Genomic DNA, 21,788 nt, shown 5'->3' on the forward strand with positions numbered 1-21,788 from the left:
AGGAGGCGGACGCGAGGCGGCTTGGGGAGCTTCTCCTTTCCCGGTGGGAGGTGGAGAACCGGTCCTTTTGGCTACGGGACGTCCTCCTCTATGAGGACGCCTGCCAGGTGCGGGGCGTGGGGGCGCAAGTCTTGGCGGTCCTCCGGGCCTTTCTGGTGTCCCTGCTGTACCGCAGGGGGGTGCGGAAGAAGAAGGCGGCCCTGGAGACCTTCTCCTTCCATCCCCTCTCCGCCCTCAGGTTCCTGGGGCTCTATGCGGTATAACGGTCAAGTCTGGGAGCTAGAAGCCACCGTGCTTCGGGTCTTCCTCAAGGTGATTGACCTGCTGGGCGGGCCCAGGGCCATGGCGGAAAAGAGGCGCCTCACCTGGGCGGCAAGCCTCATGACCGCCGCCTACGCCGTGGTCTTGGCCCAGGAGGCCATGTGGAGCGACGAGGCCATCGCCAAGGAACTGGGCCTTTCCACTGCGGCGGTGCGCCAGATCCTCCGCGCCGACCCGGAAACCGCCCTCAAGAAGGTGACGGAGATGGCGGAAGGGGAAGGCCTTCGCACCCACGTGGCGGGGGGGCTGGCCAAAGCCGCTTACCGAGCCATCCGCCAAGGCCAGGAGGAACCCCGGGTGCTCGGCTACTTCCTGGAGCGCTTTGTGGAGATGATGGGGATCCCCTGGGCCGTCTTGGTGCTCAAGGCAGTGAAGGGCCTGGACTTCCCCGTGGGCAAGGAAACGCTCTTGGAAAGGCTTCGGGGCTTGCGCATTCTGGATAGGCCGGCAGAGGAGATCCTAGAGCGGCTGGAGTACCCCGTGCAAGACCCCGCCGAACTCCTGCACCAGGTAAGGCTCCACCTGGAGGCATAGTAGACTGGGGCCGTGGTCCTGGTCCTGGACTTCGGCTCCCAGTACACAAGGCTCATCGCCCGGAGGCTTCGGGAACTCCGGGCCTTTTCCCTCATCCTCCCGGGGACCACCCCCTTGGAGGAAATCCTCCAATATAAGCCCCAGGCCCTCATCCTCTCCGGGGGGCCCAAGAGCGTCTTTGACCCCGAGGCCCCCCGCCCCGACCCCCGCCTCTTCGGGCTCGGCCTCCCCACCTTGGGCATCTGCTACGGGATGCAACTCCTCGCCCAGGAGCTCGGGGGCAAGGTGGAGCGCGCAGGCCGGGCGGAGTACGGCAAGGCCCTCCTCACCCGCTACGAGGGCCCCCTCTTCCGGGGGCTTTCCGGGGAGGTCCAGGTCTGGATGAGCCACCAAGACGCCGTCACCGAGCTTCCCCCCGGGTGGCGGGTTTCCGCCGCCACGGAGGAAAACCCCGTGGCCGCCATGGAGGGGCCGGACGGCAAGACCTTCGCCGTGCAGTTCCACCCCGAGGTGGCCCACACCCCCAAGGGGATGCAGATTTTGGAGAATTTCCTGGAGATAGCCGGCGTCCCCCGGGACTGGACCCCGGAGCACGTGCTGGAAAGCCTCCTCAAAGAGGTGCGGGAACGGGTGGGGCAGGAACGGGTCCTCCTGGCGGTCTCCGGGGGGGTGGACTCCAGCACCCTGGCCCTCCTCCTGGCCAAGGCCGGGGTGGACCACCTGGCGGTCTTCGTGGACCACGGGCTTTTGCGCCTCGGGGAGCGAGAGGAGGTGGAAGGGGCCCTGAGGGCCCTTGGGGTGAACCTCCTGGTGGTGGAGGCCAAGGGGCGCTTCCTTCAGGCCCTAAAGGGCGTGGAAGACCCCGAGGCGAAGCGGAAGATCATCGGGCGGGAGTTCGTGGCGGTCTTCTCGGAGGTGGCCCGGGAAAAGGGGCCCTTCCGCTTCCTGGCGCAAGGCACCCTGTACCCCGACGTGATCGAATCGGCGGGGGGGCACGGGGCCGCCAAGATCAAAAGCCACCACAACGTGGGCGGCCTTCCCGAGGACCTGGAGTTTGCGCTTTTAGAGCCCTTCCGCCTCCTCTTCAAGGACGAGGTGCGGGAGCTCGCCCTCCTCCTCGGCCTGCCCGACCCCATCCGCCTGCGCCACCCCTTCCCGGGGCCAGGCCTTGCCGTGCGCATCCTGGGGGAGGTGACCGAGGAGCGCCTGGAGATCCTCCGCCAAGCGGACGACCTCTTCACGAGCCTCCTCAAGGAGTGGGGGCTTTACGGCCAGGTGGCCCAGGCCCTGGCCGTCCTCACCCCCCTAAGGAGCGTGGGGGTGGCGGGGGACGAGCGGAAGTACGGGTACGTCCTGGCCCTCAGGGCCGTGACCACGGAGGACTTCATGACCGCCGACTGGGCCAGGCTTCCCTTGGAGTTTCTGGACGAGGTGGCCCGGCGCATCACCCGCAGGGTCCCCGAGGTGGGCCGGGTGGTCTACGACATCACCTCCAAGCCCCCCGCCACCATAGAGTGGGAGTGAGGGCGGAAGGCTTTGCTAAACTGGGGGCACGGAGGCAGGCCATGCCCACCTTTATCGTGCTCAGCACCCTCACGGATGACGGCGCGGAAACCCTGGTGAAAAACCCCGAGCGCATCAAGGAGGTGAACCAGGAGCTAGAAAGGGACTTCGGGGTGAAGGTGGTGGCCCAGTACGCTGTCCTTGGCCCCTATGACTTCGTGAACATCGTGGAGGCGGAGGACGCCGCCAGCGTGGCCCGGGCCATGCTCCACCTGGCCTCCCGGGGAAGCGTGAAGACCACCACCCTCGAGGCCATCCCCGTGGCCGAACTCATCGCCCGGCTCAAATAGTGGAAGTCCTGGAAACCTCGGTCTACGCCCGGGACCTGGAAAAGGCGCGGGCCTTTTACGAAGGGGTCTTGGGCCTGCCCTGCTTCCAGTACAAGCCCCCCCGCCACGCCTTCTTCCGCGCCGGGCGGGGAGTATTCCTCGTGTTCAACCCCGAGCACACGGAAAAAGACCCCCTCCTTCCCCCCCACGGGGCCCGGGGGAGCGTCCACGTGGCCTTCCGGGTGGCGGAGGAGGAGCTTCCCCTCTGGGAAGCGAAGCTCAAGAGCCTGGGCTTTCCCGTCTGGTGGGCGGAGTGGCCCAAGGGAAAAAGCCTTTACACCCGCGACCCCGAGGGGAACCTGGTGGAGCTCGCCCCCGCCGGGATCTGGGGGCTTTAGCCCTCCCTAAGCCAACGGGCGGCCTCGAGGGCGTAGTAGGTGAGGATGCCCTGGGCCCCCGCCCGGCGGATGGCGTAAAGGGTTTCCAAGACCGCCCGCCGCTCGTCCAGGTGGCCCTGGAGGGCGGAAAGCTTCAGCATGGCGTACTCCCCGGAGACCTGGTAGGCGAAAAGGGGCTTGGCGAAGCGCCCCTTCAAGGCGGCAAGCACGTCCAGGTAGGGCAGGGCGGGCTTCACCATGAGGAGGTCCGCCCCCTCCTGGTCGTCCAGGCCCGCCTCCCTTAGGGCGTCCCAAAGCCCCGCCCTGGGGTCCATCTGGTAGCCCGAGCGGTCCCCGAACTCCGGAGCGCTCGCCGCCGCCTCCCGAAAAGGCCCGTAGAAGGCGGAGGCGTACTTCACCGCATAGGAGAGGATGGGCACGTGGGCGAAGCCCCCCTCGTCCAAGGCCTTGCGGATGGCCCGCACCTGGCCGTCCATCATGGCGCTTGGGGCCACCACGTCCGCCCCCGCCTGGGCCTGGGAGAGGGCGGTCTTGGCCAAAAGCTCTAAGGTGGCGTCGTTGTCCACGTAAAAGCCCAAGGGGCCCTCCCGCACCACCCCGCAGTGGCCGTGGCTCGTGTACTCGCAAAGGCAGGTGTCGGCGATGACGAGGAGCTCGGGGAGTTCCCGCTTCAGAAGGCGGATGGCCCGTTGCACCACCCCCTCCTCGGCGTAGGCCCCGTGGCCCAGGGGGTCCTTTTCCCCCTCGGGCAGGACGCCGAAGAGGATGACCCCGCCAAGCCCCGCCTTCAGGGCCTCCTCGCCCAGGCGGGGAAGGTCCTTTAGGGGATGGCGAAAGACCCCGGGCATGGAGGCCACCTCCTCCCGTTCCCCTTCCGCCTTCACGAAAAGGGGGAGGATGAGGTGGCGGGGGGAAAGCTCCACCTCGGCCACCAGGGGGCGCAGGAGGGGTGAACGCAGCCTTCTAGGGCGCTCCATGCCTTCCACTATACTCATAGGGGAGGGACGATGAACCTACAAAAGCTCCTCAAGGAAGCGCAAAAAGCCCAGAAGAAGGCGGCGGAGATCCAAGAACGCCTGGAAACCATGACCGTGGTGGGCACGGCCCAGGGCCTGGTGGAGGTGGAGGCCAACGGCCACGGCAAGATCCTCGCCGTGCGCCTCAAGCCCGAGGTGCTCACCGCCTTCCAGGACGACCTCGAGGCCCTGGAAGACCTCCTCCTCGTGGCCATCCAAGACGCCCAAAAGAAGGCCCACGAGCTCTCGGAAAAGGAAATGGCCCGGGAGCTTGGGGGCGTGGGCCAGATGCTGGGGAAGCTCTTCTAGATGCGGTACCCCGAAAGCCTCCTCAAGCTCGCCCGGGCCCTCTCCCGCCTCCCCGGCATCGGCCCCAAGACGGCCCAGAAGCTCGCCCTCCACCTGGCTTTTCACCGGGAGGAGGCGGAAGGGCTTCGGGAGGCCTTGGAGGCCACCCGGGCCCTAGGGGTCTGCCGGGTGTGCGGCAACCTGGCGGAAGGGGAGCTCTGTCCCATCTGCCAGGACGAAGGCCGCGACCGCACGCTCCTCGCCGTGGTGGAAACCGTGGCGGACCTGTACGCCCTGGAGCGGAGCGGGGAGTTTACGGGGGTCTACCACGTCCTGGGAGGAGCGCTCAACCCCCTGGAGGGCATCGGCCCCAAGGAGCTCAACCTGGAAAGCCTCTGGCCCCGCCTCCCCGGGGTGAAGGAGGTGGTCCTCGCCACCTCCATGACCGTGGAGGGGGAGGCCACGGCCCTTTACCTGGCGGAAGAGCTCAGGCGCCGGGGGGTCAAGGCCACCCGGCTCGCCTACGGCCTCCCCGTGGGCGGAAGCCTGGAGTACGTGGACGAGGTAACCCTGGGCCGGGCCCTGGAGGGGAGGAAGCCCTTATAGGATGGAGGAACTCTTGCAACGCCTTTTGGACCGGGTGGAAGGGGCCTTCGCCGCAGGCGTGGGCACCCTGGACGGGCTTTTGGTGGAGGGGGTGAGGCGAAAGCGGGTGGACCTCGAGGCGGCCATCGCCGAGCACGCCGCCCTCCTCCGCCAGGCCAAGGCCGCCTACGCCGCAAGCCTGGGCGCCTCCCGGGTGGAGGAGCTCTGGATAGGGGGGCACCCCGTGGTAGGCTATGCCCGGATGGCGCGCGCCCCCAAGGCCCGGGAGGACCTCTTCCTGCTCCTCCTCATGGAGCCCTCGGCCAACCTGGGCCGGGCCCGGGTGGAGGCCGCCAAGGCGGCGGAGAAGCTTTGGGAGGTGGTGGGATGGCCTACCTAGAAAGCTTGGCCTCTTTGGGGGTGAAGCGGGCGGTGCTCACCGGGCTGGACGGCCTGGTCATTGAGGCTTTGGGCCGGGGCGCCCCGCCCGCCGAGGTCCTGGCGGCGGAGCTCGCCTCCTTGGTGCGCCACATGACCCCCTTGGCGGAGGCCCTTTCCGGGGAGGTGCGCCGCTTCACCCTGGCCACGGATAGCCACGAGGTTCTGGCCTTGCGGGTGGGCGAGTACATCCTAGGGGCGGTGCTGGAGCGGGGCATGGACCGCAAGGCCATCGGGCAAGAGCTTTCCCGCATCGCCCTCAAGGTGCAAAGCCTCTAGGAGGTAAGGGATGCTGGAGGTCCTCAAGGAGCTTAAGGAAACCCGGGGGGTGCGGGTGGCGGCCCTCCTCAGCGAGGACGGGTTCGTGGTGGAGGAGGTGCGGGAGGAAAGCGCCCCCGAAGCCAGCCTCCTCGCCGCCCGCTCCGCCACCGTCTTGGGCACCGCCAAGGCCTTGGCCCAGACCCTGGGCCAGGAGGGGGTGGAGGAGGTCATGGTAGAGTACCCGGAGGGGGCTTTGCTTCTCGTGCCGCTTCCCGGCCACCACCTCCTCCTCTTCCTAGACGGGGCCAAAAGCCTAGGCCGGGTGCGGCTCGCCCTGAAACGGGCCCTTCCCAAGATCCAGGAGGCGTTGGCATGAACGAGCTGAAGCTAGATATCCAGATTGACAAGGACATCGCCCTGGGCCGCTACACCAACCTGGCCCTTATCGCCCACACCAAGAACGAGTTCATCCTAGACTTCGCCCTGCTCCAGCCCCAGGGCGGGGCCATGGTGGTGAGCCGGATCATCACGAGCCCCCAGCACGCCAAGGCCCTCTTGCGGAGCCTGGCGGAGAACGTGGCCCGCTACGAGGAAACCTTCGGCCCCATCCCCGAGCCGGTGGCGGAAAACCAGGCCTAAGGAAGGCGTAAAAAGGGCTGGGCTTTCGCCCAGCCCTAAAGGTTTTCCCGCCACCAGTCCAGGTAGGCCCGAAGCCGCGCCAGCCTGCGGTCGGGCCGGCCGGAGCGGGAGAGCTCGTGCCCTTCCTCGGGCACCCGGAAAAACCGCGCCTTCACCCCGAGGTGGAAGAGGGCAGTGTACCAGGTTTCTCCTTGGTCTATGGGACAACGGTGGTCCGCCTCGGAATGGACCACCAGGGTGGGAGTCTTCACCTGGTGGACCAGCCTTAAAGGGCTTTTCTCCCAAAGGACCTCGGGGCGCTCCCAAGGCTTGGCGAAAAGCTCCAGGTGGGTGAAGCGGGGGCCGATGTCGCTAGCGCCGAAGAAGCTTAGCCAGTTGCAGATGCCCCGGTCGGTGACCGCCGCCTTAAAGCGCTCAGGATAGCGGGCGGTGAGCCAGTTCACCATATAGCCCCCGTAGCTTCCCCCCGCCACCCCCACCCGGTTCGGGTCCAAGGGAAAGCGGGCGAGCACGTGGTCCAAAAAGCCCAGGAGGTCCCTTTCATCCCGCTCGCCCCAAGCCCCCTCCAAAAGGGCGTAGTCCTGCCCGTAGCCCGTGGAGCCTCGAGGGTTGCAGAAGGCCACGGCGTAGCCCTGGGCCCGGAAAAGCTGGAGCTCCAGCATGGGGGCGGCCCCAAAGGCGGTGTGGGGCCCCCCGTGGATGTAAAGGATGACGGGGAAAGGGCCCTCCCCCTCGGGCAGGAGCACCCACCCCGGCACCCTGTGCCCCTCCGGGCTCTCCCAGGCGGTGGGCACGGGCTCGGCCAAGGGGAGGACCCCCGCGTTGGGGTCGTAGGTGCCCAAGGGGCCCTCGAGGCGGGCCGGGTGGGTGAAGCCCTCCGTGAGGAGGAATAGCCCCCTGGAGGTGCAGGCGAAGGAAAGGACGCTCCCCGAGGCGGAAAGGGCCTCCGCCTCCCCGTCCAGGCCCACCCGGTAAAGCCGGGCCACCCCTTCTTCCGTGCGCACCACATAGACCCCGTCCCCACCCCACTTGGGCCCCTGGAAGTGGGCGCCGAAGCGGAGGTCGCTGTTGATGGAGTTTTGGAGGCTCCCCGTGAAGAGGACCCGGGCCTCGCCCCCCTTCAGGTGGTAAAGCCTGGCCTCCGTCCCCCCGCCCCGCTCAAAGGCGTGGCCCAGGAAGAAAAGCCCTTCCGGGCTCCACTCCAGGCCGAAGATGGGGCCGTGGCCCCCGTAGACCTTCCGCAGGCCCCCCTCCTCCAGGAGGAAAAGGGTATCCCGCCCCTCCGCCTGGGCCTTGGAGTCCTCCGGCATCACCAGGTAAAGGCCCTCCGGGGCGAAGGCCATCTCCTTGGGGGGAGGGTAGCGGTCCAAGAGGAGCCGCTTCTCCCCGTCCTTTAGCAGGTAAAGGGCCAGGTTCCCCTCGGGGAGAAGGCCCCGGCCGTCAAACTTGAAGGGCCAGCCCTCAAAACGCCGGGGGCTTCCCGGTTTGGGGGCTTCCTTGAGGGCCAGGAAGGCCACCTCCCCCGAGGGGCCCAGGGCGTAGTCCAAGACCCCGGGGGTTTCCGTGAGCCTTTCCGCCTCACCCCCCCGCAGGTCCAGGCGAAAGAGCTCCTCCCCTTCCCCCACCCGGCGCAAGAAGTAGACGTAAGGGTGGGCATACCGGGGCTTCTTGGCCTCCTCCTGGGTCAGAAGGCGCAAAGCCCCGTCAAACAGGGCCAAGCGGGAGCGGTAGCGGGGCGGGTCCCCCTCGAGGATGTCCGTTAGGACGAAAAGGGGGAGCCCCTCGGGGCCTTCCGTGAGGCCGGAAAGGAAGCGGAGCTTCAAAAGGGTTTCGGGTTCCACGCCCCCATGATACTGACCGGTCAGCCATCCGCCCAGGGGGGGCTTCCGGTAAGCTAGGGCCCATGAACCGGGACGAGCTCGTCCGCTACCTAGACGGCTACCTGAACCTGGCGGCCTTTCCCCAGGACCCCTCCCTCAACGGCCTCCAGGTGGAGGGCAAGGAGGAGGTGCGCAAGATAGGCGCAGCGGTGGACGCAGCCGAGGCCACCTTCCAGAAAGCCCTGGAGGAAGGGGTGGACTTCCTCCTGGTGCACCACGGCCTCTTCTGGGGCAAGCCCTTCCCCATCCGGGGCCACCACAAAAGGCGCCTGGAACTCCTCTTCCGGGGCGGCATCAACCTCTACGCCGCCCACCTTCCCCTGGACGCCCACCCCGAGGTGGGGAACAACTTTGTCCTGGCCAGGGCCTTAGGCCTGGTGGACCTGACGCCCTACGACGTGGGCGTTAGGGGCCGCTTCCCCTTCCCCACCCCCTTGGTCCAGGTGGCGGACATGCTGGGGCAGCTTACGGGGATGCAGCCCTTGGTGCACCAAGGAGGGCGGAGCCAGGTGCAGGAGGTGGTCATCGTTTCGGGGGGAGCGGCGAACCTGGTGGGCCAGGTGGAGGCGGAGCTCTTCATCACCGGGGAGCCCAAGCATAGCGCCTTCCACGAGGCCTTTGAGCGGGGGCTCAACGTCATCTACGCCGGCCACTACGACACGGAAGTCTTCGGGGTAAAGGCCTTGGCGGCCCACCTGGAGGAGCGCTTCGGCCTCCCTTGGGTCTTTCTGGACCACCCCACGGGGCTCTAAATGGCCGGGGTTTTCCTCACGCTAGAAGGCCTGGACGGGGCGGGCAAGTCCACCCAGGCAAGGCTCATGGCCGCCTTCTTGGAGGGAAAGGGCCTAAGGGTGCGGCTCACCCGGGAGCCTGGCGAAGGGCTTCCCCTGGTGCGGGAGCTCCTCCTTCACGGGAAAGCCCTTTCCCCGGAGGCGGAATACCTTCTCTTCAGCGCCGACCGGGCGGAGCACGTGCGCAAGGTGATCCTGCCGGCGCTAGAGGAGGGGCTTTGGGTGGTATCCGACCGCTACCTGGACTCCAGCCTGGCCTACCAGGGCTTCGGCCGGGGGCTCCCCCTCCCTTGGCTCCTGGAGGTGGCCAAGGAAGCCACCCTAGGCCTTAGTCCCCAACGCACCTTCCTCCTGGACCTCCCCCCCGAGGAGGCCCTCAAGCGGGTGAAAGACCCCGACCGCCTGGAAGGGCTTGGGCTTTCCTTCTTCGGGCGGGTACGGGAGGGGTACCTGCGCCTGGCGGAGGCGGAGCCCGAACGCTTCGTGGTCCTGGACGCCACCAAGCCCATAGAGGCCCTCCAAAGGGAGATCCAGCGCCACCTCCTTCCCCTTCTGCCATAATGGGTCCATGCGCCCCTTGGCCCTTTTCCTCCTCGGCCTCTTCGCCTTGGCCCAAGGGCTTTCCTTTCCCAAGAGCACCCTTTACGTGGAAGGAGGCGGCAAGCGCTATACCCTCAGGGTGGAGGTGGCCGACACCCCCGAGCGCCAAGCCCAGGGCCTCATGTTCCGCAAGTCCCTGGGGGAGGACGAGGGCATGGTCTTCCTCTTCCCCGCCCCCACGGCAGGGGGGTTTTGGATGAAAAACACGCTCATTCCCCTTTCCATCGCCTTCTTTGACCGCCAGGGGGTCATCCTGCGCATCCTGGACATGGAGCCCTGCAAGGCCGACCCCTGCCCCGTCTACTACCCCGGGGTGGTGTACCAGGGGGCCCTCGAGGTGAACCGGGGCTGGTTCGCCCGGCGGGGCCTCACCCCCGGGGCCAGGGTAGGGGGCGAGGCCCTGAAGCTTTGGCCGAGATAGCGTGGAACGAAGCCCCCTCTTCCCCTTGGTGGCCTTCGCCCTTTTGATCCTCCTTTCGGTCTTCTCCTTTCTGGGCTACCTCCTGGCAGCCCGGCGCTTCCAAACCCCGCCCCCACCCGCCCAGGTGGTGGTGGAAACGCCCACGGGGCAACACACCCTAAAGGCCCGCCTCGCCCGCATGCCCGAGGCCTGGAACCTGGGCTTGGGCCTGAGGCGGGAAGCGCTGGACGCCCTCCTCTACCTTTTCCCCGAGGCCACCGATGCCCCCTTCTCCACGGAGGGCTACCGCTTTGGCGTAACGGTGGCCTTTTTGGACGGGGAAGGAAGGGTGCTCAAGGTGGCGCGGCTTCGCCCAGGGGAAACCTACGCCCCCGGCACCGCCTACCGGGGGATTTTGGAGGTGCGGGAAGGGCTCTTAGAGCTCGCCCCGGGGGACCGGGTTCTGCGCTAGGGCTTGGCGCCCCCCTGGAGGCCCCTCAAGTCCAAGAGGAAGTTCCCGGTGCTGGGGACAAAGATGGTCTGCACCCCAGGGGCGAGCTTCTCGGCGAAGAAGGAGCCCCGCCCCCACCAAGGGAAACCCGAACCGCCGCCTTGGGGCAAAGAGCACCGCCAGGCCCAGCAAAAGGAGCGCAAGCGCAGCTAGGTTCAGCATGCCAAAAGCATAAGGCCCCAGGCTGCGCCTGGGGCCAGGGAAGACCTCCCTTACTCCTTGTCTTCGCCCCCTTCCGATTTGGAGGAGGAGTCCTTCTTGGCGTAGTCCTTCACGTGCCACCCCGAGCCCTTGAAGATGATGGCGGGCGGGGTGATAACCCGCTTCAGGGGCTCCCCGGTTTCGGGGTGGGCCTTCAGGGGTTCGTCGTGGAAGCCCTGTTCAAACTCGTAGTACTTGCCCGTTTCCAGGCCTTTGTAGACGTAGACCGGCATACCTTACCCTCCTAGGGGGCATTTTGACACTCCTATGCCTTGAGTGTCAAGGGGCTAGGATGGTACCCTCCCTCCGTGGACAAGCCCGCCCTGCGCCGCTTCGCCCTGGGCGTTTGGAAGAGCCTGGACCGCCGCGCCCTTTCCGTGGAGCTCGTGGCCCAGCTCCTCCCCTGGCTCGCGGAACGAAGGTTCCAGGACATCCTCCTCTACCATCCCTTACCCCACGAGCTGGACCTCCTATCCCTAACGGAAAAGCACCCCGCCCGCTACTACCTGCCCAAGGTGGCGGGGGAAGGGCTTTCCGTGCACCCCTTGGGCCCCCTGGCCCCAGGCCCCTTTGGCCTTCTGGAGCCCACCACGCCCCCGGTGGACCCAGGGGTGCTGGACCTGGTGGTGGTCCCGGGGCTTGCCTTTGACCGGGAGGGGTTTCGCCTGGGGCACGGCAAGGGGTTTTACGACCGCTTCCTGGCCCAAGTAAAGGCCGTCCGCCTGGGGGTGGTACCGGAAGCCCTCCTCCTTCCCCGCCTCCCCCGGGACCCCTGGGACATCCCCATGGCGTACCTGGCCACGGAGAAGGGGGTGTGGCGGGTTGTTTGACCCTGGGCCCCCTCGCGTGGGTGCTACACTCGTCCCATGCGGGGGGCTTTGTTGGACCGGGACGGGGTACTCCTTCTCATGGACGAGGAGGCCCTCTACAAGAAGGCCTTGGCCCTCGCCGCCCACGGGCCTGGCCTGGAAAAGACCCTTTCCGTGCTCGCCTGGGCCATGCGGGAGATCTTAGAAGCGGTGCGGTGGCGCAAGGTGCGCACCCTGGAAGAGGAAGCCCGCTTTTTTGAAGCGCTGGCCCAGAAGGCCGCCCAAAACTTGGGCCTGCCCCCCGAGCGGCTAAAGGGCCTCCGCTACTACCACTTTATGCGCAAAGCGCCGGGCGCCGAGGCCCTCCTGCGAAGCCTAAAGGCGCAGGGGCTCAAGGTGGGGGTGCTTTCCAACACCCTGCCAAGCCTCAAGGAAAGCCTCGCCTACCATGGCCTAGACGGCTACATAGATGGCTTCTTCGCCTCCTGCGCCATGGGCGTCGCCAAACCGGACCCGGAGGCCTTTCTCCTTGCGCTAAAGGGCCTCGGCCTCTCCCCCGAGGAAACCCTCTACCTGGACGATGACCCCGAGAACGTGGAAACCGCCCGGAGGCTCGGCCTCCGGGCAGAGGTGTACGCCCTTCACCAAAGCGCGGTGGATAGCTGAACGCGCACCAGCTTACCCTCACGGGTAGTCAAAAGGCGTTCCGGCCCCTCAAAGCCCAGCCCCCATACCGAAACCAGGGGAAGCGCAGCCAAGAGCGTTTTGGCTACGGGGCGCACGGGAAGGGGGCTGCGCTCCTCGAGGCCCCCCTCATCCCAAACGCTAAGGGCGATATCCTCCCCGGCCGCTAGGTTCACGCGGTAGAGCAACGTACGCGTTTTCTCCTCCTCCAACACCACAAGATTCTTGGAATCCGGCCAGGCCACCCCCACCACCCGGTTACCCGGCTGGTCCAAAAGGTAAACGTACTCCGCATACAACCCCACTGGATTGGTTAGCAGAAGGACAAACCGCACCACCCGGCTGGGGCAGTCGCAAAGCGGCGTAGAAGGAACTATCAAAAGGTAGGCCCCCATCGGATCCAGGCTCAGGTGCCCCTCCCTAAGGCGCTGGAACACCGGGGGTAGCACCTCCTTTCCCTCTTTGGTCCCTAAGGGGACATAGCGGGCTTTCCCATCTTCCAGGACCCCACCCTTCAACCTCCAGGGAGGAATAGCGGCTTGGAAACCCTCGTTCGGCCCGAGGTCCTGACCCCCCCCGGCCTCCCAAAGGAGAACCCTCTCCCCCAACACCACCACCTTCTTCCCCCCAGCCCCAACCCAGCGGGCAGCCACGTCCAACGTTTCTTGAGAAGCCAAAGAGGGGGATTGCAGGGCCACGGAGGGGGTGGGAGGAAAGGGAGCAGGCTTCTTGGCCTCCACCAAAGGTTGCAAACCGGCCAAGGCCAGCGCCAGTTGGTAGCGATTGACCTCTGTGGTCAAACCAAAGGAACCGTCCGGATTGAGGTCCATCAGGCCTGCTCCCAGCACGCGGCGCACGGCGGCAACCGCCCAGTGATCTTGGGGCACATCCCAAGGCAAGGGGGCTTCCTTGGCCACCCCTAAGCGCTCCAGCATCTTCGCCAGAACCACCGCCAAGGCCGCCCGGTTCAGCTCCTCTTGGCCTCGGAAGGTTCCATCGGGGTATCCGGAAACCAAGTCCCAAGCCGCCGCCAAAGCCAGCCCTTCCAGAGCCCAGTGCCCCTTAGGAACGTCCCTGAAGGCCACCTCCTTGGGTTCCACACCCAGGTCCTTAAGCACCCGCCCCAACGTGGCCACCAACTGGTAGCGGTTCACGGGTTCCGTGCCCCGGAAGGTGCCATCCGGATACCCCTGCATCCACCCCGCCTGAACCACACGTTCCACCCTCTCGGCCACCGGTCCCGCCGGCAGATCGGAAAAAGCGGCCAAAACCAGCCCCAGACCCCAAAAAACCCAAACCCAGATTCGCTTCATAACTACCCCGCGCCCAAATACCAAGGGGCCTGGAACCTGTCCAGGCCCCTCCTCCTTACGCTTTAGAGAACAGGCAGTTCCGCCACGGTGACCACGTCCAAAGCCGGGCTTCCCTGGCGGAAGGCGGCGAGGCGCCCCACCACCCGCCCCCCCGCCCTTTGGACCATGCGCTCCATGGCCCGCATGGTTTCGCCGCTAGAAACCACATCGGAAATAAGGGTCACCTTCTGGTTCAAGAGCTTTTCCGCAAAGCGGCGGTCTAGCCAAAGCACCTCCCCCACCCCCAGGGTGAGGGTCTGGACCTCCTGGATAATGGGGTCTTCCATGTAGGGGCGGCGGCGGCGGCGGGCCACCACGTAGGGGAGGCCCATCTCCTCTGCCAGCACGTGGGTGAGGGGAATGGGGCTCGTTTCCGTGGTGAAGAGCACCTCGGTTTCCCGGGGCACCAAGGGCTTTAGGGCCAAGGCCGCGGCCCGCACCAACTCTGGGTCCCCCAAAAACTCCACCAAGGGGATACGCCGCCCCGGCAAAGGCTCTATCAGGGGCACGTGCCGGGTCACCCCGCCGATGCTGATGGGATAGGTTTCCATAAAACCCTCCTATTCCGGCTTAAAAAGGGGTAGGTGGCCCAAGGCGATGACGTCCTGCCTGGGCGTGCCCTCGGTGAAGACCGCCAGAACCGCCACCACCTGCCCCCCCACGCTCTCAATGAGCTCCCTAAGGCCGGAAAGCGTGGATCCCGTGGAGACCACATCGTCCACGATGGCCACCTTTCTCCCGCGGATCAAGGGCACGTCCGCCCCGTCCAGGACCAAGAGCTGGGGTTTGCCCGTGGTGATGGAGAGCACCTGGCGGCTTATGGGGTTGATCATATAGGGCTTCTCCGTCTTGCGGGCCACCACGTAGGGCTTCCCCGTGATGCGGGAAAGGGCGTGGGCCAAGGGCACCGCCTTGACCTCGGGGGTGACCAGGGTCTCCACCTCCGGAGGAAGGCGCTTGGCCAACTCCTCGGCGGCGGCCTCGGTGAGCTCGGTATCCCCCAGTAGGTTGAGAAGGGCCACGGCCACGTCCGGGCCCACCTGGACGATGGGCAGCTCCCGCTTGACCCCGGCGATCTCCACAGGGTAGGTCCTCACGCCGCCAGTCTATACTCAAAGTATGCTGAACGCCAAGATTGAAACCCTGGGCGTGGACCCCCAGAACGGGAGCGTGGTGGTCCTGCTCAGGACGGAGAATGACAAGCTCCTCCCCATCGTCATCGGCCCCCTCGAGGCCCACCACATCGTGGTGGCCCTGCAGGGGGAAAAGCCCCCCCGTCCCCTCACCCCGGACCTCCTCCTCTCGGTAATGGAAATGCTTCAAGGAAAGCTCAAACGGGTGGAGATCACCGACCTAAAGGACGGCACCTTCTACGCCCGCCTTATCCTGGAACACCGGGGGATTGAACTGGAGGTGGACGCCCGGCCCTCCGACGCCATGGCCCTGGCCCTCCGGGTGGGGGCCCCCATCCTGGTGGCGGAGGAGGTGGTGGAGAAGGCGGGGGTGGAGGAAGCGAGCCTCAAACCCCACGGGGCGGCGGAAGCCTAGCCCGTGTCCCGGGCCATCCTCCTCTTTTTCTTCCTCCCGGCCCTGGCCCAAGGGGTGCGGGTGGCGGTCCTGGGGGACTGGGGTGCCGACACCCCGGGAAGGGCCCAGGTGGCGGCCCTTCTGCGAAAATCCCACGCCCAAAACCCCCTCACGGCCCTCCTCACCGTGGGGGACAACTTTTACCCCAGGGGCCAGGTGGTGGAGCGGTTTATCCAGGACCTCCCGGCGGTGCCCCTGTACCCCGCCTTCGGCAACCACGATGCCCCCGCCCTGGCCGAGCAGCTTAGGCGCTTCCGCCGAGAAGGGCCCTACTACCAGTTCCGGTTGGGACCCGTGGCCTTCTTCGTCCTCTACAGCGAGGCCGACCTCCTGGCCCAGAGGGCCTGGCTCAGCGAGGCCTTGGCCCACGCCACCGCCCCCTGGCGCATCCTCGTCCTCCACCGCCCCCTCTATTCCTCGGGGCTCCACGGGGGAAGCCCCCTCTTGCGAAGCCTCTTAGAACCCCTCCTAAGGCGCCATGGGGTGGCCTTGGTCCTCGCCGGGCACGACCACCACTACGAGCGCCTCGAGGTGGGCCCCACCACCCACCTGGTCCTGGGGGGCGGCGGGGCGAGGCTCTACCCCACCCGGCCTCCCCTCCCCTTTAGCCGGGCCCTCGCCGTGGCCCACCACGCCCTCTTCCTGGAGGCCACGGAAACCGCCCTCCAGGGCTACGCCCTAGACCCCGAGGGCCGGGTCCTGGACCGCTTTAGGCGGGGCTCCCCATGACGTGCACGTGGACGTGGAAGACCTCCTGGCCCCCCTTCTCCCCCACGTGCACCTGGAGTTTGTAGCCGGGAAGCCCGAGAAGCCGCGCCACCCGGTTGGCGGTGCGGAAAAGGGCCCCGAGCTTCCTCTCCCCCTCCTCGCTATCGGGGTAATCCGAAAGCTTCTCCACGTGCTCCTTGGGCACCACCAGGACGTGGACGGGCGCCCTCGGCCGGATATCGTGGAAGGCCACGAAGCCCCCGTCCTCGTAGACCTTGCGGGCGGGAAGCTCTCCCCGGACGATGCGGCAAAACACGCAATCCATGGGAAAAAGTCTACCTTAGGGGAAGCTCCAAGCGGGCCTCCTCCTTGACCCCCACCACCCGGCCCAAGAGGGTGTACCCCTCCACCCCCTCCACCCGGGCAAGGACCGTTTCCCCGGGCCGGGCCGGGCCTTGGAGGCGGGCCTCGTAGTAGTCGGGGGTGTGGCCCAGGGCGTACCCCCCCTGGAGGCGCTCCACCAGGACCTCCACCGTTTCGCCCAGCTTGGGCCTAATGCGCTCCTCCGCCAGGCGGTGGGCCAAGGCGATGAGTTCCTTGGTGCGGCGCTTGCGCACCTCCGGGGGCACCTGGGGCATGGAGGCGGCCCGGGTCTTGGGGCGGGGGGTGTAGGTGAAGGCGTGGACCCGGGTGGGCCGAAGCTCCTCCAGGAAGGCCAGGGTTTCCCGGTGCTCCTCCTCCGTCTCCGTGGGAAGCCCGGCAATGACGTCGGTGGTGAGGGCAAAACCGGGGATGAGCTCGTAGGCCCTTTGCACCAGGTTCCGGTAGTAGGCCTTATCGTACCGGCGGCCCATGAGCTTCAGGAGCCGGTCCGAGCCCGTCTGCAGGGAAAGGTGGAGGTGGGGCCGCACCTCCGGGGCGTAGCGGGCCATGACCCGGAGGAGGTCCTCCCCGGTGTCCTCCGGCTCTATGGAGGAAAGCCGCACCTTGGCCCCCAGGTGGTAAAGGTCCTCCACGAGCCCAGCGATGCCCCTAGGGTGCCCCCGGTAGCTCCCAAGCCGCACCCCGGTGAGGACGATCTCCCGTATGCCCAGCCGCAGAAGGGCCTCCGCCTCGGCCAAGGCGTCCCGGTGGTCCCGGTGGCGCTCCTTTCCCCTGAGCCTAGGGATGATGCAGTAGGCGCACCCCACCTGGCAGCCGTCCTGCACCTTCAAAAAGGCCCGGACCCGGCTATTCAAAAGCCCCCGCTCTCCCGCCCCCCAGAACTCGTTGGGCGGGGTGGTGATGGGGTCGGAGGGGAGGCCGAAATGCTCCAGGATCACCTTGGGAAGCTCGGCCTTGCGGCTATTGGGCACCACGGCATCGGCCCCGAGCTCCCGGATCGCTTCCGGGGCCAGTTCGGCGTAGCACCCGGTGACCACGATGAAGGCCTCGGGGTTGGCCCGCCGCGCCCGGCGGATCTCCTTGCGGGCGTCCGCCTCGGCGGTGGTGGTGACAGCGCAGGTGTTGATGACCACGAGGTCGGCCCCCGCCTCGAGGGGCACCACCTCGGGCTCCAAGGCCTTCAGGAAGCCCAAAAGGGCCTCGGTTTCCACCTGGTTCACCTTGCACCCCAGGGTGCGGAAGGCGGCGCGCATCCTTCCCATTCTGGGACGTGAAAGCTCAAGGGTCAATGCCCCGGCTCGGGAAAAGCGGATGGTTCGGGGCAGGCGGAAGAAGCATCCTGGAAGCCACAGAAGGCACCGGTAGCACCCAGGGGCAAAATGGGGAAACCCCCCTTGCGGGGGGCTTTCTGGTGGAGCCGAGGGGATTCGAACCCCTGACCTCCTCAATGCCATTGAGGCGCGCTCCCAACTGCGCCACGGCCCCAGGCAACGCCTATGGTACCGGGGGGAGGGCCAGTTGTCAACGGGGCCAGAGGCCAATCAAAAGGGCCAAAGCGGCGAAGACCACCCCCAGGATCACGGTGAGGCGGTAAAGCCCCCCGGTGACGCCGCGGGCGGAGAAGAGGTCGGTGGAGGCGCCCATGAGGTCCCCCGCCCCCTGCTTGGGCTCCTGCACCAGGACCAGGTAGACCAAAAGGCCGGCCACGCCGAGGTAAAGGAGGATGGTTAGGGTGTAGAGGAAGTCCATACCCCTACCACTTTAGCGCCCTGGGGCGGGGGTGTCCACCCTGGCATGATGGGGGCATGGACCTGGCAGAGATCCACGCCGCCTTCCGCCGCATCGCCCCCTACACCCACCGCACCCCCCTCCTCACCTCGAGGCTCCTGGACGCCCTCTTGGGGAAGCGCCTCCTCCTCAAGGCCGAGCACCTGCAGAAGACCGGGAGCTTCAAGGCCCGGGGGGCCCTTTCCAAGGCCCTCACCCTGGAAAGCCCCAAGGGCCTCCTGGCGGTTTCCAGCGGCAACCACGCCCAAGGGGTGGCCTACGCCGCCCAGGTCCTCGGGGTCAAGGCCCTCATCGTCATGCCCGAGGACGCAAGCCCCTTCAAGAAGGCGGCAACCCGGGCCTACGGGGCCGAGGTTTACGACCAAGGGGTGACCGTGGCCAACCGGGAGGAGGTGGCCAAGGCCCTCCTCCAGGAAACCGGCTACGCCTTCCTCCACCCCTTTGACGACCCCTGGGTGGTGGCGGGGCAGGGCACGGTGGGCCTCGAGCTTCTGGCCCAAGCGGGGAAAAGGGGGCTTTTCCCCGAGGCGGTCCTGGCCCCCGTGGGCGGGGGTGGGCTCCTCGCCGGGGTGGCCACCGCCATCAAGGCCCTCTCCCCCACCACCCGGGTCTACGGGGTGGAGCCCGTGGGGGCGGACGACGCCCGGCAAAGCCTCCTCAAGGGGGAGATCGTGCGCCTGGCCGAGCCTCCCAGGACCCGGGCGGACGGGGTGCGCACCCTAAGCCTGGGGCGCCTCACCTTCCCCATCCTGAAGGAGAAGGTGGACGGGATCTTGGCCGTGAGCGAGGAGGCCCTCCTCGAGGCCGAACGCCTCCTCTTCACCCGCACGAAGCAGGTGGTGGAGCCCACGGGGGCCTTGCCCTTGGCGGCGGTGCTGGAACACGGGGCAAGCCTCCCCGAAACCCTGGCCCTGGTGCTTTCCGGGGGGAACCGGGACTTCTCTCCCTAGGGGGGAGGAGTAAGCTTACCCCGTGATCGTCAAGGAAGCGCTTCTTCCCATAGAAGAGGTGGCGGCCAAGCTCGGCCTAGGCCGCGAGCGGCTTTACCTCTACGGCCCCCACATGGCCAAGGTCCTGGGCGAGCCCCCCAAGGCCAAGGGGCGGCTCATCCTGGTCACCGCCATCACCCCCACCCCGGCGGGAGAGGGCAAGACCACCACCGCCATCGGCCTGGTGGACGCCCTGTGGCGGCTCGGCAAGCGGGCCGCCTTGGCCCTCCGGGAGCCCTCCTTGGGCCCGGTCTTCGGGGTGAAGGGCGGGGCCACGGGGGGCGGAAAGGCCCGCATTGAGCCCCGGCACGAGATCAACCTGCACTTCACCGGGGACTTCCACGCGGTGACCTCAGCGGTGAACCTCCTCAACGCCCTTTTGGACAACCACCTGCACCAAGGGAACGAGCTCGGGATTGACCCGAGGCGCATTGAGCTCAAGCGGGCCATTGACATGAACGACCGGGCCCTGCGCCACATCGTCTTGGGCTTAGGGGGCAAGGCCCACGGGGTGCCCCGGGAAGGGGGGTTTGAGCTCACCGTGGCCAGCGAGGTCATGGCCCTCATGAGCCTGGCCCGGGACTTTAAAGACCTGAAGCGGCGTCTTGGGGAGATCCGCCTGGGCTTCACCCTCGAGGGCCAGCCGGTCTACGCCAAGGACCTGGGGGCGGTGGGGGCCATGGCCGCCCTCCTCCGCCAGGCCTTCCTGCCCAACCTGGTGCAGACGGCGGAGGGGAACCCCGCCTTCGTCCACATGGGGCCGTTTGGCAACATCGCCCACGGCACCAACTCCGTGCGGGCGAGCCTTTTCGCCCTGGGCCTGGCAGACTACGTGGTCCAGGAGGCGGGCTTCGCCACCGATTTGGGCATGGAGAAGTTCATGAACGTGGTGGCCCGCACCGCAGGGCTCATCCCCGAGGCGGTGGTCTTGGTGGCCACCATCCGCGCCCTGCGCTACCACGGGGGGCAGGACGCCTACGAAATGCCCGACCCCAAGGCGGTGAAGGAGGGCTTGGCCAACCTGGAAAAGCACGTGGAGAACGTGCGGCTTTTCGGCTACACCCCGGTTTTGGCCCTGAACCGCTTCCCCACGGACGCCGAGGAGGAGATCGCCCTGGTGCGGGATTTCGCCCGGGAAAGGGGCCTCCCCTTCGCCCTAAGCGAGGTGTACGCCAAGGGGGGCGAGGGAGGGTTAGAACTGGCGGAAAGGGTGCTGGAAGCCCTCTCCCTTCCCCACGCCTACCGCCCCCTCTACCCCCTGGAAGCCCCCTTGGAGGAGAAGGTGGCCACCATCGCCAAGGAGGTCTACGGGGCCCTAGGGGTGGAGTGGAGCGAGGAGGCCAAGCGGGCCCTTCGGGCGGCCAAGAAGGAGGGGTGCGAGGCCTTGCCCGTGGTCATGGCCAAGGCGGCCACCTCCCTCTCCGATAACCCCAAGCTCCGGGGCCGGCCCAAGGGCTTCACCGTGCGGGTCACGGACCTTAAGTGCCGCTTTGGGGCAGGGTTTGTGGTGGTCTACATGGGGGGGATTGAGACCCTGCCCGGCCTGCCCAAGGTGCCCCAGGCCCTCCGGATTGACGTGGACGAGGAGGGGAATATCCGGGGCATGGACTACTAGATGCCGTGCCCGTCCGGCCGGCGCTTCTCCACGGGGAGGCCCGTGGCCCCGTGGAAGGCCTCCACCTCCTCCAGGAAGCGGCGGAAGAGGTAGAGGGCGTCGTGGGGGCCCGGGGCCGCCTCGGGGTGGTACTGCACGGAGAAGACGGGGTAGCGGGCGTGGGCCATGCCCTCGAGGGTCCCGTCGTTCAGGTTGATGTGGGTGGGGCGGAACTCCTTTAGGGAGTCTATGTCCACGGCGTAGCCGTGGTTCTGGCTGGTGATCTCCACCTTCCCCGTGAGGAGGTTCTTCACCGGGTGGTTGGCCCCGCGGTGGCCGAACTTCATCTTGTAGGTGCGCCCCCCCGCCGCCAGGGCGAGAAGCTGGTGCCCCAGGCAGATGCCGAAGGTGGGGAGAAGCCCCATGAGCTTCCAGATGGTTTCGTGGGCGTAGCGGGGCATGGAGGGATCGCCGGGACCGTTGCTGATGAGGAGGCCGTGGGGCTCCAGGGCCATGATCTGGCTCGCCGGGGTCTTGCCCGGGACCACGAGGATCTCAAAGCCCAAGGCGGCCAGGTTCTCCACGATGGCATGCTTGATGCCGAAGTCCATGACCACGATGCGCCGCCCGGACTTCAGGGTGGGCCAGGCGTAGGGCAGGGGGGTGGAGACCTCGGGGGTCATGTCCCGCCCGTCAATGTCCGTCCAGGCCTTGGCCTCCTGGCGCAACGCCTCCAGCTCCTCCTCCGTGAAGTCGTGGTCGGGGCTCCCGTAGAGGCTTGCGTGGGCGATAACCCCCTTCAAGACCCCCCCTTCCCGGATCTTGCGCACCAGGGCCCGGGTGTCTATGCCCTCAATCCCCACCACCCCGTAGAACTCCATGAACTCCCCGATGGTCTGCTGGGCCCGGGGGTTAGAGGCCACGCGGCTAAACTCCTTGGCCACGAAGCCCCGCACCCAGGGACGGTTGGACTGCATGTCGTAGACGTTCACCCCGTAGTTGCCCTGGTGGGGGTAGGTCATGACCACGATCTGCCCGTGGTAGCTGGGGTCGGTCATGATCTCCTGGTAGCCCGTCTGGGCGGTGTTGAAGACCACCTCCCCCACCGTCTTCCCCCGGGCGCCGAAGGCGTAACCGCGGTAGACGGTGCCGTCTTCCAGGACCAAAACGGCGCGCTCCTTTACTCCCATTCCCCCTC

Annotated in this window: 30 protein-coding genes, 1 tRNA gene and 1 pseudogene; 21 read left to right on the top strand and 11 right to left on the bottom strand. The window is 67.2% G+C overall.

Annotated features, from left to right (window positions below; translation table 11 throughout):
* The 5 genes and pseudogenes from LXN00_RS08215 to LXN00_RS08235 all read left to right on the top strand — a co-directional run.
* Positions 1-263 (top strand): annotated as a pseudogene (locus tag LXN00_RS08215) (transposase); the annotation flags it as partial.
* Positions 253-855 (top strand): KaiC associated regulatory domain protein, encoded by a 603-nt coding sequence (locus LXN00_RS08220; RefSeq protein ID WP_234507198.1) that lies wholly within the window; start codon positions 253-255, stop codon positions 853-855. The pseudogene LXN00_RS08215 and the gene LXN00_RS08220, both read left to right, overlap by 11 nt.
* A 12-nt stretch (positions 856-867) precedes the next feature.
* Entirely contained in the window at positions 868-2,379 is a 1,512-nt protein-coding gene (gene guaA, locus LXN00_RS08225; RefSeq protein WP_234507200.1) for a glutamine-hydrolyzing GMP synthase, read from the top strand.
* A 41-nt stretch (positions 2,380-2,420) separates the two neighbouring features.
* The gene (locus LXN00_RS08230) at positions 2,421-2,708 is read left to right on the top strand and encodes a glutamine synthetase/cystathionine beta-lyase binding protein (protein ID WP_071677332.1); all 288 of its coding nucleotides are present in this window, start codon (positions 2,421-2,423) and stop codon (positions 2,706-2,708) included.
* A complete protein-coding gene (locus LXN00_RS08235) occupies positions 2,708-3,085 on the top strand; it encodes a VOC family protein (RefSeq protein ID WP_234507202.1) in 378 nt (125 codons plus the stop codon). The genes LXN00_RS08230 and LXN00_RS08235 overlap by 1 nt, the downstream gene beginning before the upstream one ends.
* On the opposite strand, the gene hemB is transcribed toward LXN00_RS08235, so the two are convergent.
* Positions 3,082-4,062, bottom strand: coding sequence for a porphobilinogen synthase (hemB, locus tag LXN00_RS08240; RefSeq protein WP_234507204.1), 981 nt, complete (start codon positions 4,060-4,062; stop codon positions 3,082-3,084). The genes LXN00_RS08235 and hemB overlap by 4 nt on opposite strands.
* Positions 4,063-4,092: 30 nt before the next feature.
* On the opposite strand from hemB, the gene LXN00_RS08245 reads away from it, so the two are divergent.
* The 6 genes from LXN00_RS08245 to LXN00_RS08270 are packed head-to-tail and all read left to right on the top strand — an operon-like array spanning position 4,093 to position 6,312.
* Positions 4,093-4,410 carry a YbaB/EbfC family nucleoid-associated protein gene (locus LXN00_RS08245; RefSeq protein ID WP_234507206.1) on the top strand — a complete coding sequence of 106 codons (318 nt, stop codon included), beginning with the start codon at positions 4,093-4,095 and terminating at the stop codon, positions 4,408-4,410.
* Positions 4,411-4,995, top strand: coding sequence for a recombination mediator RecR (gene recR / locus LXN00_RS08250; RefSeq protein WP_234507208.1), 585 nt, complete (start codon positions 4,411-4,413; stop codon positions 4,993-4,995).
* Between the two features lies 1 nt (position 4,996).
* Entirely contained in the window at positions 4,997-5,374 is a 378-nt protein-coding gene (locus tag LXN00_RS08255; RefSeq protein ID WP_234507210.1) for a roadblock/LC7 domain-containing protein, read from the top strand.
* Positions 5,362-5,691, top strand: coding sequence for a roadblock/LC7 domain-containing protein (locus tag LXN00_RS08260; protein WP_234507212.1), 330 nt, complete (start codon positions 5,362-5,364; stop codon positions 5,689-5,691). Before LXN00_RS08255 ends, LXN00_RS08260 begins: the two co-directional genes overlap by 13 nt.
* Positions 5,692-5,701: 10 nt before the next feature.
* Entirely contained in the window at positions 5,702-6,049 is a 348-nt protein-coding gene (locus LXN00_RS08265; protein ID WP_234507214.1) for a roadblock/LC7 domain-containing protein, read from the top strand.
* On the top strand, positions 6,046-6,312 hold the full coding sequence (locus LXN00_RS08270; RefSeq protein WP_234507216.1) for a DUF3467 domain-containing protein: 267 nt from the start codon (positions 6,046-6,048) through the stop codon (positions 6,310-6,312). The genes LXN00_RS08265 and LXN00_RS08270 overlap by 4 nt, the downstream gene beginning before the upstream one ends.
* A gap of 35 nt (positions 6,313-6,347) precedes the next feature.
* Here LXN00_RS08270 and LXN00_RS08275 read toward each other — a convergent pair whose 3' ends face one another.
* Positions 6,348-8,153 carry a S9 family peptidase gene (locus LXN00_RS08275; protein WP_234507218.1) on the bottom strand — a complete coding sequence of 602 codons (1,806 nt, stop codon included), beginning with the start codon at positions 8,151-8,153 and terminating at the stop codon, positions 6,348-6,350.
* Positions 8,154-8,215: 62 nt separating this feature from the next.
* Between LXN00_RS08275 and LXN00_RS08280 the strand changes: the two genes are divergently transcribed.
* From LXN00_RS08280 to LXN00_RS08295, 4 genes are read left to right on the top strand one after another with little or no spacing between them, the layout of a single operon-like run.
* Complete coding sequence (locus LXN00_RS08280) at positions 8,216-8,944, top strand: Nif3-like dinuclear metal center hexameric protein (RefSeq protein WP_234507220.1); 729 nt, start codon at positions 8,216-8,218, stop codon at positions 8,942-8,944.
* On the top strand, positions 8,945-9,544 hold the full coding sequence (gene tmk / locus LXN00_RS08285; protein WP_234507223.1) for a dTMP kinase: 600 nt from the start codon (positions 8,945-8,947) through the stop codon (positions 9,542-9,544). It abuts the gene before it with no gap.
* A 7-nt stretch (positions 9,545-9,551) separates the two neighbouring features.
* Complete coding sequence (locus LXN00_RS08290) at positions 9,552-10,004, top strand: DUF192 domain-containing protein (protein WP_234507225.1); 453 nt, start codon at positions 9,552-9,554, stop codon at positions 10,002-10,004.
* 1 nt (position 10,005) lies between these two features.
* The gene (locus tag LXN00_RS08295) at positions 10,006-10,455 is read left to right on the top strand and encodes a DUF192 domain-containing protein (RefSeq protein ID WP_234507227.1); all 450 of its coding nucleotides are present in this window, start codon (positions 10,006-10,008) and stop codon (positions 10,453-10,455) included.
* 251 nt (positions 10,456-10,706) lie between these two features.
* On the opposite strand, the gene LXN00_RS08300 is transcribed toward LXN00_RS08295, so the two are convergent.
* Complete coding sequence (locus tag LXN00_RS08300; protein WP_234507229.1) at positions 10,707-10,928, bottom strand: FmdB family zinc ribbon protein; 222 nt, start codon at positions 10,926-10,928, stop codon at positions 10,707-10,709.
* A 75-nt stretch (positions 10,929-11,003) separates the two neighbouring features.
* Here LXN00_RS08300 and LXN00_RS08305 point away from each other — a divergent pair, with 75 nt between their 5' ends.
* On the top strand, positions 11,004-11,525 hold the full coding sequence (locus LXN00_RS08305; RefSeq protein WP_234507230.1) for a 5-formyltetrahydrofolate cyclo-ligase: 522 nt from the start codon (positions 11,004-11,006) through the stop codon (positions 11,523-11,525).
* A gap of 36 nt (positions 11,526-11,561) precedes the next feature.
* The gene (locus LXN00_RS08310; protein WP_234507233.1) at positions 11,562-12,170 is read left to right on the top strand and encodes an HAD family hydrolase; all 609 of its coding nucleotides are present in this window, start codon (positions 11,562-11,564) and stop codon (positions 12,168-12,170) included.
* On the opposite strand, the gene LXN00_RS08315 is transcribed toward LXN00_RS08310, so the two are convergent.
* From LXN00_RS08315 to LXN00_RS08325, 3 genes are all read right to left on the bottom strand, one after another.
* Positions 12,146-13,501, bottom strand: coding sequence for an S-layer homology domain-containing protein (locus LXN00_RS08315; protein WP_267962745.1), 1,356 nt, complete (start codon positions 13,499-13,501; stop codon positions 12,146-12,148). The genes LXN00_RS08310 and LXN00_RS08315 overlap by 25 nt on opposite strands.
* A 62-nt stretch (positions 13,502-13,563) precedes the next feature.
* On the bottom strand, positions 13,564-14,091 hold the full coding sequence (locus LXN00_RS08320) for an adenine phosphoribosyltransferase (RefSeq protein WP_234507237.1): 528 nt from the start codon (positions 14,089-14,091) through the stop codon (positions 13,564-13,566).
* A 9-nt stretch (positions 14,092-14,100) separates the two neighbouring features.
* The gene (locus tag LXN00_RS08325; protein ID WP_152024412.1) at positions 14,101-14,637 is read right to left on the bottom strand and encodes a phosphoribosyltransferase family protein; all 537 of its coding nucleotides are present in this window, start codon (positions 14,635-14,637) and stop codon (positions 14,101-14,103) included.
* A 22-nt stretch (positions 14,638-14,659) separates the two neighbouring features.
* Between LXN00_RS08325 and LXN00_RS08330 the strand changes: the two genes are divergently transcribed.
* Both LXN00_RS08330 and LXN00_RS08335 read left to right on the top strand, forming a co-directional pair.
* Positions 14,660-15,088: a bifunctional nuclease family protein gene (locus LXN00_RS08330; protein ID WP_234507239.1), complete on the top strand. Its 429-nt coding sequence runs from the start codon at positions 14,660-14,662 to the stop codon at positions 15,086-15,088.
* Positions 15,089-15,091: 3 nt separating this feature from the next.
* Positions 15,092-15,856 (top strand): metallophosphoesterase family protein, encoded by a 765-nt coding sequence (locus tag LXN00_RS08335; RefSeq protein WP_234507241.1) that lies wholly within the window; start codon positions 15,092-15,094, stop codon positions 15,854-15,856.
* Here LXN00_RS08335 and LXN00_RS08340 read toward each other — a convergent pair.
* The 4 genes from LXN00_RS08340 to secG all read right to left on the bottom strand — a co-directional run bounded on the left by LXN00_RS08340 (position 15,837) and on the right by secG (position 17,968).
* Positions 15,837-16,160, bottom strand: a complete 324-nt coding sequence (locus LXN00_RS08340) for a histidine triad nucleotide-binding protein (protein ID WP_234507243.1) — start codon at positions 16,158-16,160, stop codon at positions 15,837-15,839. The genes LXN00_RS08335 and LXN00_RS08340 overlap by 20 nt on opposite strands.
* 10 nt (positions 16,161-16,170) lie before the next feature.
* Complete coding sequence (locus LXN00_RS08345; protein WP_234507245.1) at positions 16,171-17,472, bottom strand: MiaB/RimO family radical SAM methylthiotransferase; 1,302 nt, start codon at positions 17,470-17,472, stop codon at positions 16,171-16,173.
* Positions 17,473-17,628: 156 nt separating this feature from the next.
* Positions 17,629-17,704, bottom strand: a tRNA-Ala gene (locus LXN00_RS08350).
* Between the two features lie 36 nt (positions 17,705-17,740).
* Positions 17,741-17,968 carry a preprotein translocase subunit SecG gene (gene secG, locus LXN00_RS08355; protein WP_234507246.1) on the bottom strand — a complete coding sequence of 76 codons (228 nt, stop codon included), beginning with the start codon at positions 17,966-17,968 and terminating at the stop codon, positions 17,741-17,743.
* Between the two features lie 56 nt (positions 17,969-18,024).
* Here secG and LXN00_RS08360 point away from each other — a divergent pair, with 56 nt between their 5' ends.
* Entirely contained in the window at positions 18,025-18,957 is a 933-nt protein-coding gene (locus LXN00_RS08360; RefSeq protein ID WP_234507248.1) for a threonine/serine dehydratase, read from the top strand.
* A 22-nt stretch (positions 18,958-18,979) separates the two neighbouring features.
* Positions 18,980-20,611 (top strand): formate--tetrahydrofolate ligase, encoded by a 1,632-nt coding sequence (locus LXN00_RS08365; protein WP_234507250.1) that lies wholly within the window; start codon positions 18,980-18,982, stop codon positions 20,609-20,611.
* Here the strand turns inward: LXN00_RS08365 and carA are convergent.
* Positions 20,608-21,780 carry a glutamine-hydrolyzing carbamoyl-phosphate synthase small subunit gene (carA, locus tag LXN00_RS08370; protein ID WP_234507252.1) on the bottom strand — a complete coding sequence of 391 codons (1,173 nt, stop codon included), beginning with the start codon at positions 21,778-21,780 and terminating at the stop codon, positions 20,608-20,610. The two genes, LXN00_RS08365 and carA, sit on opposite strands and share 4 nt — an antisense overlap.
* Positions 21,781-21,788: the final 8 nt, after the last annotated feature.

Origin of the sequence: Thermus brockianus (assembly GCF_021462505.1) — a bacterium.
Classification (GTDB): domain Bacteria; phylum Deinococcota; class Deinococci; order Deinococcales; family Thermaceae; genus Thermus; species Thermus hydrothermalis.